Annotated in this window: 9 protein-coding genes, 1 tRNA gene and 1 pseudogene; 7 read left to right on the forward strand and 4 right to left on the reverse strand. The window is 62.2% G+C overall.

What is annotated here, in order from left to right; translation table 11 throughout:
* Position 1 precedes the first annotated feature (1 nt).
* From pepN to F3J24_RS04595, 6 genes and pseudogenes are all read left to right on the forward strand, one after another.
* On the forward strand, positions 2-2,704 hold the full coding sequence (pepN, locus tag F3J24_RS04575; protein WP_167003081.1) for an aminopeptidase N: 2,703 nt from the start codon (positions 2-4) through the stop codon (positions 2,702-2,704).
* An 11-nt stretch (positions 2,705-2,715) separates the two neighbouring features.
* The gene (locus F3J24_RS04580) at positions 2,716-3,702 is read left to right on the forward strand and encodes a hypothetical protein (RefSeq protein WP_240154237.1); all 987 of its coding nucleotides are present in this window, start codon (positions 2,716-2,718) and stop codon (positions 3,700-3,702) included.
* A 58-nt stretch (positions 3,703-3,760) separates the two neighbouring features.
* Complete coding sequence (locus F3J24_RS04585) at positions 3,761-4,783, forward strand: class 1 fructose-bisphosphatase (protein WP_167003085.1); 1,023 nt, start codon at positions 3,761-3,763, stop codon at positions 4,781-4,783.
* Between the two features lie 13 nt (positions 4,784-4,796).
* A tRNA-Thr gene (locus F3J24_RS04590) sits at positions 4,797-4,872 on the forward strand.
* Between the two features lie 413 nt (positions 4,873-5,285).
* A pseudogene (locus F3J24_RS25115) lies at positions 5,286-5,405 on the forward strand (ESPR domain-containing protein); the annotation flags it as partial.
* Between the two features lie 99 nt (positions 5,406-5,504).
* Positions 5,505-13,580, forward strand: coding sequence for an autotransporter-associated beta strand repeat-containing protein (locus tag F3J24_RS04595; RefSeq protein WP_240154238.1), 8,076 nt, complete (start codon positions 5,505-5,507; stop codon positions 13,578-13,580).
* A 264-nt stretch (positions 13,581-13,844) separates the two neighbouring features.
* On the opposite strand, the gene F3J24_RS24890 is transcribed toward F3J24_RS04595, so the two are convergent.
* The 4 genes from F3J24_RS24890 to F3J24_RS04620 all read right to left on the reverse strand — a co-directional run bounded on the left by F3J24_RS24890 (position 13,845) and on the right by F3J24_RS04620 (position 16,109).
* A complete protein-coding gene (locus tag F3J24_RS24890) occupies positions 13,845-14,156 on the reverse strand; it encodes a PGDYG domain-containing protein (protein WP_240154239.1) in 312 nt (103 codons plus the stop codon).
* Between the two features lie 146 nt (positions 14,157-14,302).
* Positions 14,303-14,797 (reverse strand): hypothetical protein, encoded by a 495-nt coding sequence (locus F3J24_RS04610; protein WP_167003089.1) that lies wholly within the window; start codon positions 14,795-14,797, stop codon positions 14,303-14,305.
* Positions 14,785-15,288, reverse strand: coding sequence for a lysozyme (locus F3J24_RS04615; protein ID WP_370527714.1), 504 nt, complete (start codon positions 15,286-15,288; stop codon positions 14,785-14,787). The genes F3J24_RS04610 and F3J24_RS04615 overlap by 13 nt, the downstream gene beginning before the upstream one ends.
* 218 nt (positions 15,289-15,506) lie before the next feature.
* Positions 15,507-16,109 (reverse strand): hypothetical protein, encoded by a 603-nt coding sequence (locus tag F3J24_RS04620; RefSeq protein ID WP_167003091.1) that lies wholly within the window; start codon positions 16,107-16,109, stop codon positions 15,507-15,509.
* Between the two features lie 114 nt (positions 16,110-16,223).
* Between F3J24_RS04620 and F3J24_RS04625 the strand changes: the two genes are divergently transcribed.
* Positions 16,224-16,565 carry a hypothetical protein gene (locus tag F3J24_RS04625; protein WP_167003093.1) on the forward strand — a complete coding sequence of 114 codons (342 nt, stop codon included), beginning with the start codon at positions 16,224-16,226 and terminating at the stop codon, positions 16,563-16,565.
* Positions 16,566-16,638 lie beyond the last annotated feature (73 nt).

Genomic DNA, 16,638 nt, shown 5'->3' on the forward strand with positions numbered 1-16,638 from the left:
TATGCTGCAACTGCGTGACGGGCAAGCCCCGGCCACCGCGATTTATCGTGCCGACTACGAGGCCCCGGCCTGGTGGATCGACACGGTGGACCTGACTTTTGACCTGGACCCGGCCAAGACGCGCGTGCTCAGCAAGATGCGCGTGCGCCGCAACCCCGAGGTGCCGGCACAGGCGCTGCGCCTGGACGGCGACGAGCTGAATCTGGCGCGGGTGATGGTCAACGGTGGTGGTACCTCCTTCAAGATGGATGGCGACCAGTTGGTGCTGGAGAACCTGCCCGAGGGCAACGAGCCCGTGGAGCTGGAGATCTTCACCACCTGCGCCCCCATCAAGAACACCAAGCTCATGGGCTTGTATGTGAGCGAGGACACGTTCTTCACGCAGTGCGAGGCAGAAGGTTTCCGCCGCATCACCTACTTCCTGGACCGCCCCGACGTGATGGCGATGTACACCGTCACGCTGCGCGCGAGCAAGGTCCAGTACCCGGTGTTGCTGTCCAACGGCAATCTGGTGGAGTCCGGCGACCTGGACGACGGCCGCCACTTTGCCAAGTGGGTCGATCCGCACAAGAAGCCCAGCTATCTGTTTGCACTGGTGGCCGGCAATCTGGTAGCCCGCGAGCAGAAGATCAAGAGCCGTGCCGGCCGCGATCACCTGCTGCAGGTCTATGTGCGCCCTGGCGACCTGGAAAAGACCGAGCACGCCATGAACTCCCTCATGCACTCCGTTGCATGGGACGAGGCCCGCTTTGGCCTGAGCCTGGATCTGGACCGCTTCATGATCGTCGCCACCAGCGACTTCAACATGGGCGCCATGGAGAACAAGGGTCTGAACATCTTCAACACCAAGTATGTTCTGGCAAGCCAGGCCACGGCCACCGACACCGATTACGCCAATATCGAATCCGTCGTCGGACACGAATACTTCCATAACTGGACCGGTGACCGCGTCACCTGCCGCGACTGGTTCCAGCTGAGCCTCAAGGAAGGCCTGACGGTGTTCCGCGATCAGGAGTTCAGCATGGACATGGCGGGCACGGCTTCGGCCCGTGCCGTCAAGCGCATCGACGACGTGCGAGTGCTGCGCACCGTGCAGTTCCCCGAGGACGCCGGCCCCATGGCCCACCCCGTGCGTCCAGACAGCTATATCGAGATCAATAACTTCTACACGGTCACGATCTACGAAAAAGGCGCGGAAGTCGTGCGCATGCAGCACAACCTGGTCGGCCGCGAAGGCTTTGCCAAGGGCATGAAGCTGTACTTCGAGCGCCATGACGGCCAAGCCGTGACCTGCGACGACTTCTCGCAGGCCATTGCCGACGCCAACCCCGACTCTCCCCTGGCTCAGCATCTGCAGCAGTTCCGCCGCTGGTACAGCCAGGCCGGCACGCCCGTGCTCAAGGCCGTGGGCCAGTACGATGCCGACGCCCGGACCTATACGCTGACGCTGTCGCAAAGCTGTGCGCCCACCGTGGGTCAGGCCGAGAAACTGCCTTTCGTCATTCCCGTGCAAATGGGTCTGCTCACGGCCAGCGGCCAGCCCATTGCCCTGCAATTGCAAGGCGAGGATGCCGCCCAGGCAGTCGCCAGCCGCATGCTGGTGCTGACCGAAGCCGAACAGCGCTTTGTCTTCAGCAATGTGAGCGAAGCTCCTGTGCCCTCACTGCTGCGCAGCTTCAGTGCCCCCGTGGTGCTGGAGCATGAATTCAGCGATGCCGATCTGCTGACCCTGCTGGCCCATGACAGCGACCCGTTCAATCAATGGGAAGCCAGCCAGCGCCTAGGCCTGCGCTATGCCCTCAAGGCGATCGCAGCCAGCGGCGACGCCAACGCCGAGATCCTGCCGGCAGACTTCATCGAAGCCATGCGCCGCGTGCTGCGTGACGACAAGCTGGATGCTGCCTTCAAGGACCTGGTGCTCACGCTGCCGTCCGAGAGCTATATCGCCGAGCAACTGGCCGAGGTCGATCCGCAGCGTGTGCATGCCGTGCGCGAAGCCATGATCTTGCAGCTGGCGAGTGCCCTGCAGCCCGAATGGGAAGCGGCTTGGGAGGCCAACCGCGACACCGGCGCCTACCGCCCCGACCATGTCAGCGCCGGCCGCCGTGCACTGGCAGGCCGCGCCCTGTCCATGCTGTGCCTGCAGGCCGCCCGGACTGGCGACACGGTCTGGCCCGGCAAGGCCTACCAGCGCTGCAAGGACGCTGGCAACATGACGGACCGCATGGCGGCCCTCTCCGCCCTGGTCTACAGCGCCAGCCCCCTGGCCGAGCAGGCGCTGCAGCGCTTCCACGCCCTGTTCAAGCAGGATGCGCTGGTGCTGGACAAATGGTTTGCACTGCAGGGCGCAGCCAGCGACCGCGGCGGCGATGTGCTTCCGGCCGTCAAGGCGCTGATGAAGCATGCCGACTTCCAGATCAAAAACCCCAACCGCGCACGCAGCCTGATCTTCAGCTACTGCAACAATGCCGGCGCCTTCCACCGCGCCGATGCTGCGGGCTATGTGTTCTGGGCCGATCGCGTGATCGAGATCGACGGCATCAACCCCCAGGTGGCGTCCCGCCTGGCCCGTGTGATGGATCGCTGGAAAAAGCTGGCCGAGCCTTACCGCTCTGCCGCCCGCGAGGCCATTGCCCGCGTGGCAGCCAAGCCCGATCTGTCCAACGATGTGCGCGAGGTCATCACCCGCGCCTTGGCGGACTGATGGACCTGCACATGCTTGCTCGACGCGCGGCCCGGGGCTTACAGGCCCTTGCCGTCGCTGCGGCGAGCATGTCGCTGGGCGCTCAGGCTGCAAAGCCTGATGCGGGATTCGAAGCCCGTTTCGCGCCCTTGTATGCGACCGTCTTCAGCGAAGGCGGCAGCTTCAGCGGACACGCCATGAGTGCCGATCTGCAGGCACTGGAGCCGTTGTTGAAAAAGCCCGGAGTCGTTGCTCGCGACGCCTTCCGGCTCTATTACACACAGGCCAGCGTCTATGCGCGCCACAACATGCCCAAGGAGGCGGCCAAGGCAGCCAGCACAGCGCTGGCCGCTTTACCCGGCCCCCAGACAGACCCTGAGCTGTCCTATGCACAGTTCTTCCTGCGCTATTCCGGCATCCGCTGGCTGGCGGATGCCGAACAGCACGCGGCAGCGCTCAAGCAGGTCAAGGCCCTTCAGGCTCAATACCCGCTGCAGCAGATTGCCGTCCTGCCCGCCGAGATGCGCTGGGATGAAAGCGTGAAGCCTGCGCGGGCTCTGAATTTTCCGAGTCAGATGCAGATTCTCGGCATCTATGAGGACGAAGGCTATCTGCTGCATGAGCTGGGGCGATTCCGCGAAGCCAGGCAGGCCAATGAGCGACTGCTGCCCGTGGCGCGCGAACGTCTCAACGACATGGGCAAGCTGCAGCAGATACGTGGTGTGCTCACCAATATTGCGCAAAATTGCTATGAGCTAGGCGACCTGAAGCAGGTTGGTGCCTATCTTCAGGAGCGTCTGCAAATTGCGCAAACAGCACAAGACCATGCCACCGTCTACGACAGCTATTTCCAGCTCATGGTACTTGCCCATGAACAAAAGCAGGAACCGCAGGCCCGCCAATGGCTGGCCCGCTATGAACAATACGCGCTGAACCAGAAAGACGGCCAGCAGCAAACCCGCGCCAGGGAGCTGCTGGCGGAGCTGGAGCAGCGCAATGCGGGGCGGCCAGGCAAGTGATCGGGCCCCCTGCCCTCAGTCCATTTCAGATTTGCATCGAATTTCAAGGAGTTGAAACATGAAAAAAAACATCAGCCTGACCCGCTATCTGGTCGAGCAGCAACGCGTGGACGGACTCATCCCTGGCCAGCTGCGTCTGCTGCTGGAAGTGGTGGCCCGCGCCTGCAAGCGCATCAGCTTTGCCGTGAACAAGGGTGAGCTCGGCGACGTCATGGGCACGGCCGGCAGCGAAAATGTGCAGGGTGAAGTGCAGAAAAAGCTGGACATCATCGCCAACGAAACCCTGATCGAAGCCAATGAATGGGGCGGCCACCTGGCGGCCATGGCTTCGGAAGAAATGGAAGGCATCTATGTGGTGCCCAACCGCTATCCCCAGGGCGAGTACCTGCTGATGTTCGACCCCCTGGACGGCTCGTCCAACATCGACATCAACATGTCCATCGGCACCATCTTCAGCGTGCTCAAGAAGCCCGAAGGCCACCCTGGCGTGCACGACAGCGACTTCATGCAGCCCGGCACCCAGCAAGTGGCGGCCGGCTACTGCATCTACGGCCCCCAGACCACCCTGGTGCTGACCGTGGGCGACGGCGTGTCCATGTTCACGCTGGACCGCGAGCAAGGCTCGTTCGTGCTCATCGAGGAAAACGTCAAGATCCCCGAAGACACCAAGGAATTCGCCATCAACATGTCCAATATGCGCCACTGGGACGCCCCCGTGAAGCGCTATGTGGACGAATGCCTGGCAGGCGTCGACGGCCCACGCGGTAAGAACTTCAATATGCGCTGGGTGGCGGCCATGGTGGCCGACGTGCACCGCATCCTGTGCCGCGGTGGCATCTTCATGTACCCCTGGGACAAGCGCGAACCGCAAAAGGCCGGCAAGCTGCGCCTGATGTACGAAGCCAACCCCATGAGCTGGCTGGTCGAACAGGCTGGTGGCATGGCCACCAACGGCCGCCAGCGTATTCTGGATATCCAGCCCACGCAACTGCACGAGCGTGTGAGCGTCGTCCTCGGCTCCAAGAACGAAGTGGAGCGCGTGACCGGCTACCACCTCGAAGCCGATGAAAAAGCGCTATAATCTATAGCTTGACGCCGGTGTAGCTCAGTCGGTAGAGCAGCTCATTCGTAATGAGAAGGTCGCGTGTTCGATTCATGTCTCCGGCACCAGAATTGCTAGTAAATAAGCCATTCCCCACATGAAGTGGGTAAAAAGTGGGTAGAAAACCTGAAACGGTTTCTACCCATTTTTTTTTGCCTGCATCTAAAGTGCAGCGATGCTCGCAGCCACCCTCCTCGGCCTTTTCATGAGCATCTCAGTCGGCAGCACACTGATCGCTGAATGCGATGTGCTTGCCAAGCAACAGAATCAATTGCTGACGTGCCTGTGCGTCAAGACTTGGACATAGCAAGCCAAACATTCAGCCGCGAACTTCTGGCCGATGCAATCCATCGACAAGGGAGTCAAATCACCAAATTCAATGATTGTCAAAATTTGTTACTGACATTAAAGTCTGTGTCCCAAACAGACCCAGGCAGAGGGCATCAATAAGGAGTTGCCCCATGTCCAACCGACAGTAACAATGAACAAGATATACCGCTCCATTTGGAATCAAGCACTGGGGGCATGGGTAGCAGCACCTGAAACAGCCCGCACTGGCGGCAATGCAGGTACAGAAACAGTGGGCTCTGCATGCCCACCCTCTCAATCTACACCGAAGCTTCGCTGGCATGGCATGGCAACAGCGGTGGCGCTGGCTTGGGGGCTGGCAGGAGGAGCGTCGAGTGCGCATGCTGCCTGTATGTCCGTCGGGTTGAACGTCACCTGTAGCGGGACGATCCTGTCGACCTACGCCACCAACGCCAACAACCTGGTGGTCAACGTCGACGCCAGTGCTTGGATGTACTCGGCGACCGCTGCCGACATCGCCCTGGGCGGCAACAACCTAACGTTCACCAACAACGGCATCATCGGCCCGACGCAACTGGCGTCGCTGGCTGACCTCAGTTCCGCTGTGGTCCTGGGCAACTCCAACAACAGCACGGTGACGATCACCAACAACGGCGCCGTCCGGGCCATCGGCGATTCGCAGGTGGGCGCGATGCCAGACCTGACCGGCCTGGCCTTCGAAGTGAAGAACGGTAGCAACGGCACCGTAAACTTCACCAACAACGGTGTCCTCGATGCCGCGCCGCTGGTTGCCTACTCCGGCGTGGCCGCGGCCGATATCCCTCTCATGGCGACCTACCGCGCGAACCTCCTCACGGCGGGTTCCGGTCCGAAGGTCAACTTCACCAACAACTCCGGTGCCTTGATCACCGGTCGGATCGCTTTCCAGGGATCGGCGCAGGGCAACACCTTCATCAACGCCGGCACGCTCACCGGCAGCCTGAACCTGGGCGCTGGTGGTACGACTGGGAACACCTTCAAGGCAGTGACCGGCTCGGTGGTCCAGAGCGGCTCGGGCGTTGCGACCGAAAGGACCGTGGCGGGCAATGCCGGTCTCGTCTTTGCCGCCGCAGGCATCGTCGATGGCGGTCTTGGTGGCAGCAACACCCTGGTCCTGCAGAACGACATCACCACGGCCGGCACTGGTGCGGCGGGCTCTGGCAGCGTCTCCTCGGCGAACTTCATCAACTTCCCCAACCTGAGGGTCTTCAGCGGTACCTGGACCATCCTCGGGCCTCTGCTCGGCGGCCTCGCCTCGCCCACCGTCCAGCTCACCGGCGGTATCGCCAGCGTCAACGACTCCCAGGTCTTCGGCACTGCCACCGTCATCGCCGACGGAGGCGAACTGCGCTCGTTGAATCCGTCGCTGGACCTGGCCAACACCGTCACCGTAAACCCCGGTGGCCTGACCGTCAGTGGCAGCAGCCAGCTGGCCCTCAGCGGCAAGATCAGCGGCAGTGGTGTGTTGCGCAAGAGCGGCGCCAGTACCCTGGTGCTGAACAACGCGAGCAACGACTACAGCGGCGGCACCGTCCTCAGCGGCGGCACGCTGTCCCTGGCCAACGCCGGGGCGCTGGGCAGCGGCGGACTGTCGGTAACCGGCACGTCCAACCTGCTGGCCAGCTCGACGATGACCCTGAGCAACGCCATCACCCTGAGCACCACGCTGGGCCTGACCAACGTCACGCCGAACACCCTGACCCTGGCCAGCAACATCACCGGCAGCGGCGCACTGAACAAGAACGGCAGCGGTGATGTCATCCTCAGCGGCACCAATGACTTCACCGGTGGTGTCAACATCGGCGCCGGCAAGCTGATCCTCGACAGCACCAGCGCGATCGGCAGCGGCACCCTGAGCGTGTCGGCGAACTCCTCCCTCGACACCACCAGTGCGCAGACCCTGGGCAACAACGTCAACCTGGTCAACGGCTCGCTGACCCTGACCGGCAGCAACAACCTGACCCTCGGCGGCGTGATCATCGGTGGCGGCAGCCTGACCAAGGCCGGCAGCAACACCTTGACCTTGAGCGGCGCCAGCACCTTCACCGGCGGCGTCTTCCTGCAGGGCGGCACCCTGGTCGTCGGCAGCAATACGGCACTGGGCACGGGCAGCCTGACGGCCAACGTTGCCAACACCACGCTGGATTCCAGCGCCGCAGTCGCCCTGAACAACAACATCGTCCTCGGCACGCGTACCCTGACCCTGGCCGGCAACAACGCCCTGACCCTGAGTGGCAACATCACCGGCAGCACCGGCGGCCTGGTCAAGCAGGGTACCGCCGACCTGACCCTGAGCGGCGGCAGCACCTTCGCCGGCGGCGTCAACCTGCAGTCCGGCAAGCTGATCATCGGCGGTGACAATGCCCTCGGCAGCGGCAGGCTCACTGCGGCTGCCGGCACCAGCCTGGACAGCAGCGGGTCACGCACCCTCAACAACGTCATGACGCTCAACGGCAACGTCACCGTCGCCGGCAGCAACGACCTGACCCTCAACGGCGGGATCAACGGTACCGGGGGCTTCACCAAGAACGGCAGCGCCACCCTGACCCTCGCCGGCAACAGCAGCTACCAGGGCGGTGTCGCGCTCAACGCGGGTACCCTGCTGGTCGGCAACAATGGCGCCCTGGGTAGCGGAACCCTGACCACCGCCGCCGGTACCACGCTGGGCGCGACGGGCACGGGCGTCACGCTCAACAACCTGGTCAGCCTCAACGGCGACCTGACCCTCAACGGCCCCGACAACCTGAGCCTGAGTGGCGTGGTCAGTGGCACCGGCGACCTGATCAAGAATGGCAGCAGAATCCTCCAGCTGGCCGCTGCCAACACCTTCGTGGGCAACACCATTCTCAACGCCGGTACCCTGTACCTCGGCAATGCCGGGGCCCTGAGCCAGGGCAGCCTGATCGTCAACGCGGGCACGATCGACGCGTCCTCCGCCGTGACCATCGCCAACGCCATCACCCTCAATGGCGCGATGACGGTGGGCGGGTTGTCCAACATGACGCTGCAAGGCGTCATCGATGGCACCGGCAGCCTGGTCAAGGGCGGCGCCGCCAACCTGACCCTGAGCGGGGTGAACACCTACAGCGGTGGCACCAGCCTCAATGGCGGTACCCTGACCCTGGACAACGCCGGTGCGATCGGTGCCGGCGACCTGACCGTCGGCGGCGGCGCCACCCTGGCCACCACCTCGGCAATGACCCTGAACAACGCCGTGCACCTGAACGCCGGCCTGACCCTGGCCGGCAGCAGCAACCTGACCCTCGATGGCACGATCGACGGCCTGGGCAGCCTGACCAAAACCGGCACCGGTACCCTGACCCTGAGTGGCGTCAGCACCTACAGCGGCGGCACCACCCTCAGCGCTGGCAGCCTGGTGGTCGGCTCTGGCTCTGCGCTGGGCAGCGGTACCCTCAGCACCCGCAACGGCACCGCGCTGGACAGCAGCGTCGCCGTCACCCTGGCCAACAACCTCAATGTCATCGGCAACCTGCTCCTGCTGGGCAACCACGACCTGACCCTCGACGGCATCGTCGGCGGCACCGGTTCCCTGTTCAAGAACGGTGCGGGCACCCTGACGCTCAACGGCGTCAACACCTACGGTGGCGACACCTATCTCAATGGCGGCAGCCTGGTCCTCGGCAATGCCAGCGCGATCAAGGGCGCGCTGGTCGTCGGCGGGTCGGCCAGCTTGAGCAGTACGGCGTCGTTCGCCTTGGCCAACGAGATAACGCTGGATAGTGCCAACCTCACCGTGAAGGGCAGTTCCGACCTGACCCTGAACAGCTACGTCGACGGCAATGGCGCCCTGATCAAGAAAGAGGCGGGCACGCTGACCCTCAACGGCACCAACCTGTACACCGGCGGCACCATCCTCGACGCCGGCACACTGGTGCTCGGCACGGTCGATGCCCTGGGTACCGGCGTACTGAACGTCACGGGCGCGTCGACGCTGCGCACCAACGCCGCCTTGACCCTGAACAACGCCATCATCCTCGGTGCCGACCTGACCCTGGGCGGCAGCGACAACTTCAACCTCGCTGGCGTCATCAACGGCAACGGCAACCTGATCAAGACCGGTACTTCCGACCTGACCCTGAGCGGTGCCAACAACTTCAGCGGTACGCTGGATATCCTGGACGGCAGCGTCACCACCTTGGGCAGCAGCGCCCTGGGCAACAACGCCGGGGTCAATGTCGCCGCCGGCGCCGGGCTTAACCTCGGTGCCAGCACCAGCGTCGGCAGCCTGACCGGTGCAGGCGCGGTCACCCTGGGCAGCGGTAGCAACTTCACCATCGGCGGCAACGGCGCCAGCACCGTCTTCAGCGGCGGCCTGGCAGGTGCGGGCGGCCTGATCAAGGCCGGTAGCGGCAGCCTTGAGCTGTCCGGGGTCAATGCCCTGAGCGGCACCACCCAGGTCAACGCCGGCACGCTGAAGGTCAGTGGCTCACTGGCCAGCGGCCAAGTGCAGGTCAACAGCGGAGCGACACTGACCGGTAGTGGGACCCTGAGCGGCGCAGTCCATGTGGCTGACGGCGCTCACCTGGCGCTGACCAGCGGCAGCCAGCTCGGCGTAGGCTCTCTCACCCTGAACAACGCGTCCATCCTGGATGTCGGCCTGGGTGCACCGTCCGCCAGCGGCACCGCTTTGCTCAATGTCAACGGCAACCTGGTGCTTGGCGGCACACTGAACGTCAACGATATTGGTGGCTTCGGCGAGGGTGTCTATCGCCTGATCAACTACACCGGCTTACTCACCAACAATGGTCTGGTGCTCGGCTCCCTGCCTGGCTCCGTCAACGCAGCCGACCTTGATGTACAAACCTCAGTCGGCAACCAGGTCAACCTGGTCGTCGGCGGTCCGGCCAACGTACTGTTCTGGGATGGCAGCGCCACCTCCAGCGACGGCACGATCCAGGGCGGCAGTGGCACCTGGTCTAGCGCGACCAGCAACTGGACCAAGGAAGACGGCACTGGCAACCGCAAATGGAACGGCAAATTCGCAGTGTTCCAGGGCACGCCGGGAACCGTCACGGTCGACGGCACGCAGTCCATCACCGGGATGCAGTTCGTGACCGACGGCTACGCCCTCGGCGGAACCGGCCAGCTGGAACTGGTCAACACCGCTGATGGCGTAGCCAAGGTGCGTGTCGATCCGGGTGCCACCGCGACCCTCGATGTCGCCCTGACTGGCAGTGGCCGACTGAACAAGTTGGATACCGGCACCCTGGTTCTCAACGGAGCCAACAGCTATACCGGCGGTACCCAGCTGGATGGCGGTACGCTGGTGGTAGGCAACGACTCTGCACTGGGCACCGGCATCCTGACCACGACCAACACCACCACGCTGGACAGCAACAGCGCCGTCACGCTGGGCAATGCCATCGATAACCAGGGCGTACTCAAGCTGGCAGGCAGCAATGTTCTGACGCTGAACGGCGCCATCAATGGCGCCGGCAGCCTGGTCAAGAACGGTCCGGCCCTCCTGATACTGAACGGCGCCAACGGCTACACCGGAGGAACCACTCTCAATGCCGGCACGATCATCGTCGGCAACAACACGGCCCTCGGTACCGGCGTGCTGACCACAGCCGGCGGTTCTGCGCTGGATAGCAATACAGCCGTCAGTCTCGCCAACAACGTGCTTCTCAACGGCAGTTTGAATGTCCTTGGCACCAACGCCTTGACTCTCGGCGGCACAGTCAGCGGCACCGGCGGCCTTGTGAAGACAGGTGCATCGAGCTTGACCCTGAATGGCAACAACAGCTACAGCGGCGGAACCATTCTTGCCGGCGGAAGCACCATCCTCGGCCACAACTCGGCCCTTGGCTCTGGTACCTTGACGGTGAGCAGCACCTCAACGCTGGACTCCAATCAAGCGGTCACCGCCTCCAACCAGGTGGTACTGAACTCGGACCTCACCGTCGCGGGATCCAATGCTCTGACGCTTGCCGGAAATATCTCCGGTACCGGCAGCCTGACCAAGAACGGCTCCAGCACGCTGACCCTCAACGGCACCAATACCTACACAGGCGGAACGCATGTCAATGCGGGAACACTTGCCCTGGGTGCTGGAGCCAGTCTGGCGCTCAATGGCATTGTGAACCTGGCAACTGGCACAATATTCGATCTGTCGGCTGGTAACGGCACCCAAACCTTCGGCACCTTGGTCGGTAACGGCACGGTCAAACTGGGCGTGAACACGCTGACTGCAGGCGGGGCGACAGATGGAACCTTTAGCGGCTCCATGACAGGCACTGGCAGCTTCGTCAAACAAGGCACTGGCACCGAAACGCTCACAGGCACCAACACCTACACCGGCGGTACGCTGGTGGCGGCAGGTACCCTGCAGGCAGGCTCGGCAGGAGCACTGGTACAAAACACCTCCTACCAGGTGCAGTCGGGTGCCACCCTTGACTTGAATAACCATGCACTGCAAGCAAGCAGCTTGACTGGCGCCGGCAATGTGGCCCTTGGCACCGCTGACTTGACGGTCAATACGGCAACAGGCACGGTATCCCGCTTTGACGGCCAGATCCAGGGGACAGGCAACCTGATCAAGCAAGGTGCCGGCACGCTGGCTCTCAATGGCGCAAGCACTTTGAGCGGTGATGTGGAACTCAAGCAGGGTCGCATCAACCTCGGCAATGCCCAGGGTCTGGGCAACGGCACCCTGGCCATGGACGATGGCACCACCATTGGCCTGACCGCGAATGGCATGACCATCGCCAACAGCCTGCACATGACCGGCACCAACGACCCCGTCATCGACACCGGCATCAACAATGCGACCTGGGCCGGTGCCATTACAGGCGCTGGTTTCCTGACCAAGCAAGGCATCGGCACGCTGACACTGACCAGCATCGGCAACACCTACACCGGTGCCACCGATGTGGCGCAAGGCACCTTGCAGGCCGGAGCCGCCAACACCTTCAGCAGTTCCTCGGCCCACACCGTGGCCACAGGTGCCGTGCTGGATCTGGCCGGCTACAACCAGACCCTCGCCAGCCTGAACAACAGCGGCACCGTCAAACTCAGCAGCAACAGCGGGGCAGCACCGGGCACAGTGCTCAAGGTCACCGGCGCCTATGTAGGCAACAACGGCAACCTGGGCCTGTCCACGGTGCTGGGAGCGGACGGCAGTGCCACCGACAAGCTGCTGCTGTCTGGCGCCACAGCCGTGGCCAGCGGCAACACCACGGTGCACATCACCAATGCCGGCGGCCTGGGTGCACAGACCACAGGCAACGGCATCGAGGTCATCGGCACCGAGAACGGGGGCAGTCTGCAAGCCAACAGCTTTACGCTGGCAGGGGGCCATGTGGACGCTGGTGCCTATGAGTACCGCCTCACGCAGACCGCCCAAGGTGCTGCCCTGCAGTCGACCAATACGACACCTACCACGCCAACGACTCCTACCACGCCTACAACGCCGACGACACCCACAACGCCGGCCACGGCCTACCGTACTGAGGTGCCGCTGCTGTCGGCCCTGCCCGTACAGCTGCGCCAGGCCGACATGGCCATGCTCGGCGATCTGCGCAAGCGCATGGGTGATGAAGGCACTCAAGCGACCACCAGTTCCGACTCTGGCGCCAGCCGCCGTGTCTGGGGCCGCATTCTGCGCACCGATCCCAAGATCACCCAGCAAGGCACGGTCAGCCCTGAGAGCAGCGGTCACCTGACCGGCTTCCAGGCAGGTCTGGACCTGTATGCAGACCAGAGCGTCAAGGCCGGTATCTATGTCGGCCAGCTCGAAGGCGACATGAGCGTCAAGGGCTTTGCCAGCGGTGTGGAGCGCAAATATGTCGGCTTCAACAACCTGCGCACCCGCTACTTGGGTGTCTACGGCACCTGGCAGGACCAGTCGGGCCTGTATGCCGATGCCGTGCTGCAAGGCGCCGACTACCGCAGCGACCTGCGTACCGCTGGCGACACGGCACAGGCTCGCACCAAGGGCAGCGGCTGGCTGGCATCTTTGGAAATGGGCAAGGCCTTTGCTGTGACCTCCAACTGGCAGATCGAGCCCCAGGCTCAGATCATCTACCGCAAGCTCAGCATTGATGACACGGCGCTGAGCCTGGCCACGGTCAAGAACAAGGCCGACGATGACTGGACCGTACGCCTGGGTGCCCGCATCAAGGGCAACTTTGCGACCGGTGCCGGCGTTCTGCAGCCCTATGGCCGTATCAACGTCTACAAGGCCAGCAACACCACCGATATCGCCAGCTTTGCAGCGCCCGGCGGCACAACCGACATCAAGGCCAGGGGTGGCTATACCGCGACTGAGATGGCCGCCGGCGCCAGCCTGCAGATCAACCCACGCACCAGTGTCTATGGTGAGTTGGGCAAGCTGTGGGCCAACGGTGGCGACAGCCGGGTCAAGAGCGGGGTTCAGGCTTCTATTGGTGTGAAGGTGCAGTGGTAAGTACCAGTACGTAGTCCCTCGAAGAGCCTACGCAAACCACACAAAGACCCGCAGTCATCTGGCTGCGGGTCTTTTTGAAAGTGCTTACAAGCACCTACCCCAAGGCAGTTCAACATCGTCAACGCCTTTGCCAAGCCCGATGAAATGTGAGGGGTCTCAATTGAAATCGACCACCACACCACGGGCGTGATGATTGCGGTTGATGGGACGGAAATGCCTTTGGTCGAAGGCTATTGAAGAAACAGCAAGCGAGGGCCGGAAGGCTTAGAAAGCAGAGATGCGCTCGCCCAGGATCACAGACAGCTCGCGCATCACATCGAGCTGGCGACGCATGCGAGCCTGCTCTTCGGGGTCCAGCTCGCGGAACAAGGCATTGCGCAGAATGAACTCGTCCAGCCTGGTGATTCGGATGTCCAGCTCTTGCTTTTCATCCAGAACGCGCTGCCGGTAGGGTGGAAGGGTAGACTCGGGAGCCTGTGGAACTTCCTCGTATGTGGCCGCGAAGATGTCCGGCTTGCAGGGGTAGCACTCGCCCTTGATGCCCGTGATGATCCAATCGCCAGGAGCGACATTCATCTGACCCTCCAAGGTCTGGATGAATTCATGCCCGCAGCTGCTACATGCAGCACTGTCCTGCGTGCTGCAGCTGCAGCGTTGCAAGGCACGATGAGCGCAGGGGTACTGCACAGCATCGATCACAACTGGCTTTTTGCGGTAACTGGTCACTTGCTTTCCTTGTCTTGGGGAATTACTGGCCAGGCAGCGCGGCAGGTTGCTGCATCAGCTGCGTGGCCATCAGCTCGGATTGCCAGCTCTGCATATCGCTGGCTGCACTGTCCGAATACGTGGTTGAGGGCGCGGGCGTACTCAATGAGGGTGGCGGGGGAAGCGTCGGCAAGTCGCTGCTCGGCATCGGACAGTTGCTTGCGCAGGCCGTCACGCTCAAGGCGAGCGCGATCAGCAGCAGCCTGCAAGCCTACCTGCTTCTGGATGGCGTCATTCAGGGCTCCTTGGTATTTGTCGTTGACCGTGCGTTCCACGGCCAGCACGCGCAGCCCGGCAGCCGTGCACTCATCATCGATCTGCTGGCGGTATTGGCTGGCCTGCAGGCGCTCGTCCGCCAGCTCGGCCCCGAGGCGCGCTGCCTGGAAGTGCCAGGCCAGGGCAGCGCCAGCAACTGCGGCCGCCAGGGATGTGTAGAGGGTCAGCCTGGCCATGACAGCCCCCACTCGCAGAGCTCGGCATTCGCATCGCCGCGGATCTTCAGGCCAGGCAGCACCACGGACATGCCATCGACCGTGCCCTTGTTCCAGCGCAGGTTTTCGCGACAGGCCTTTGCCCAGTTGCCCGCGTTTGCATCGCGCAGCATGGTGCTGGTCTGGAATTTGCCGTCGCCCTTGTTGTGCAGGAAGTCGTAGAACGTTGCTTGCTGGAAGGGGTTGTAGCTGCCCCAATAAGTCAGTGAGCGCTTTGCGATCTGCTCATACTGCACATAGCGCTTTTTCTCCAGCCGGAAGCATTCGGCAGGGCTGTACCACTTGCCGGCAATCACATCCTTGCCCGTCAGTCCGTTGCAGACCGTCAGCGGCTGGCCCTTGCCCACCTTGTCCACATAGGGCGTGCCGATGTGGCGATTGCTGGATTCATAGAACGCGGCCATGACCATGGCGATGCGCATGCCATCGGGCATGTCAGGGTCAGTCGCCACCGCATGGCGCCGCTCTTCCACCAATCATTGGTATTTGCCATCCCCCAATCACACCTCACCCCCGGTTGCGGTGTCGAACCCTAGCCGGGCAGGCACAAAAAAGCCCGCCGAAGCGGGCCTTTTGCTGATTGCCCGCGACAGAGCGGACGTATAGACATGCGGAGGCGATCTTGCGGCTGATTCAATTCAGAACTGAACCAGTCACGAGCTTATCGAAATCAGAACTTTGAAGCTGCATCCTTACTTTTCTTGTCTCTCGACGCCAGGTCCGCGGCTTGAACAGCCAAGTCGGTAAAAAACACAGCGGTTTTATCCGCCGACAATGCGCGCTCAACCACGATCAAATTCATTTTCTTTCCCTTCCACATCAGGCTTTCACTGCTCAAAACTGCCCCTGCACCTGTTGTCACGTCGCTCTTTAGTTGCTCCTGCGGCTTTCCATAGCGCTCGATTAAGATATCTTTGATCTTTGGGTAATCTTTATGCTCAAGATTCAAAGTCAGTGTCTTCGCGAACCCGTCGAAGACCATGATCTCTGTTGCATAGTGCACTCCAATGTCTGGCATGCCAATGAGGTTCAACACTTTGTCTGGTCGGTACCCATACTCATGCTTAACGACACATTGAGCGCCCTCCGGTGGCGTGGAGGAGTAGGACTTGCATTCCGCCAATGCAAGGCTGGCAACGGGAACTCCTAATTTGATGCCGAGAACCGTGTCAGGCTCTTGCGCCCACCCTTTTGTTTTCTTGGCCTTTTGTGCAAAGGCTGGCGCGCACACTAACGCAGCCACGGCAGCACACGTAACAACAATCCCTCTCATATCCCCTCCATGCAGTAAATATGTGGGGATCGTAACAAAGCCTCGCCAGCTAGTGCTTTGGATTGCTGGAGTGATGCCAAAGCCCTCTGCTACAGTTCCTGTACAGGAGGGAACATGCAGACAACTACAGCCGCACAAGCCAAGCCCAAGTCACTGTGGTTCGCACTTCACTTGATTGGCATGGGCATCGTGTCTCTTGCCAACCCGCGGATCTACTCCAGTGACGACCCAGTACGCGCGTGGCTAGAAACTTGGCTGTTCCCCATCGCAATCGCACTTGCTGCATATGGTCTGTATGCGTTGCTTCTCACCAAGCGCGCCAAGCAAGCATGGCCCAAGAGCTTTTTCATCCTCGCTTGGGTCCTGCTTGCATTGTTAAGCCCTTGGGTCAGCACACTTCGCACCAGCGCAAATACGGCTCAGGTTCAACAGCCCTTGCAAGCGCCAGCCCAGTAACGCAACGTACTGCAGATTGGCCTGAAGGCTCTCCTCTCAGCTTGCCATCTTGTATTGCTGCTCAGCCTGCCTT

Origin of the sequence: Comamonas sp. Tr-654, assembly GCF_011752915.1 — a bacterium.
GTDB lineage: Bacteria > Pseudomonadota > Gammaproteobacteria > Burkholderiales > Burkholderiaceae_C > Comamonas.

Bases quoted from the DNA above. Each gene is read 5' to 3' on its own strand.
- pepN (WP_167003081.1), top strand. From the start codon at position 2: ATGCTGCAACTGCGTGACGGGCAAGCCCCGGCCACCGCGATTTATCGT.
- F3J24_RS04580 (WP_240154237.1), top strand. From the start codon at position 2,716: ATGCTTGCTCGACGCGCGGCCCGGGGCTTACAGGCCCTTGCCGTCGCT.
- F3J24_RS04585 (WP_167003085.1), top strand. From the start codon at position 3,761: ATGAAAAAAAACATCAGCCTGACCCGCTATCTGGTCGAGCAGCAACGC.
- F3J24_RS04595 (WP_240154238.1), top strand. From the start codon at position 5,505: ATGTCCGTCGGGTTGAACGTCACCTGTAGCGGGACGATCCTGTCGACC.
- F3J24_RS24890 (WP_240154239.1), bottom strand. From the start codon at position 14,156: ATGAATGTCGCTCCTGGCGATTGGATCATCACGGGCATCAAGGGCGAG.
- F3J24_RS04610 (WP_167003089.1), bottom strand. From the start codon at position 14,797: ATGGCCAGGCTGACCCTCTACACATCCCTGGCGGCCGCAGTTGCTGGC.
- F3J24_RS04620 (WP_167003091.1), bottom strand. From the start codon at position 16,109: ATGAGAGGGATTGTTGTTACGTGTGCTGCCGTGGCTGCGTTAGTGTGC.
- F3J24_RS04625 (WP_167003093.1), top strand. From the start codon at position 16,224: ATGCAGACAACTACAGCCGCACAAGCCAAGCCCAAGTCACTGTGGTTC.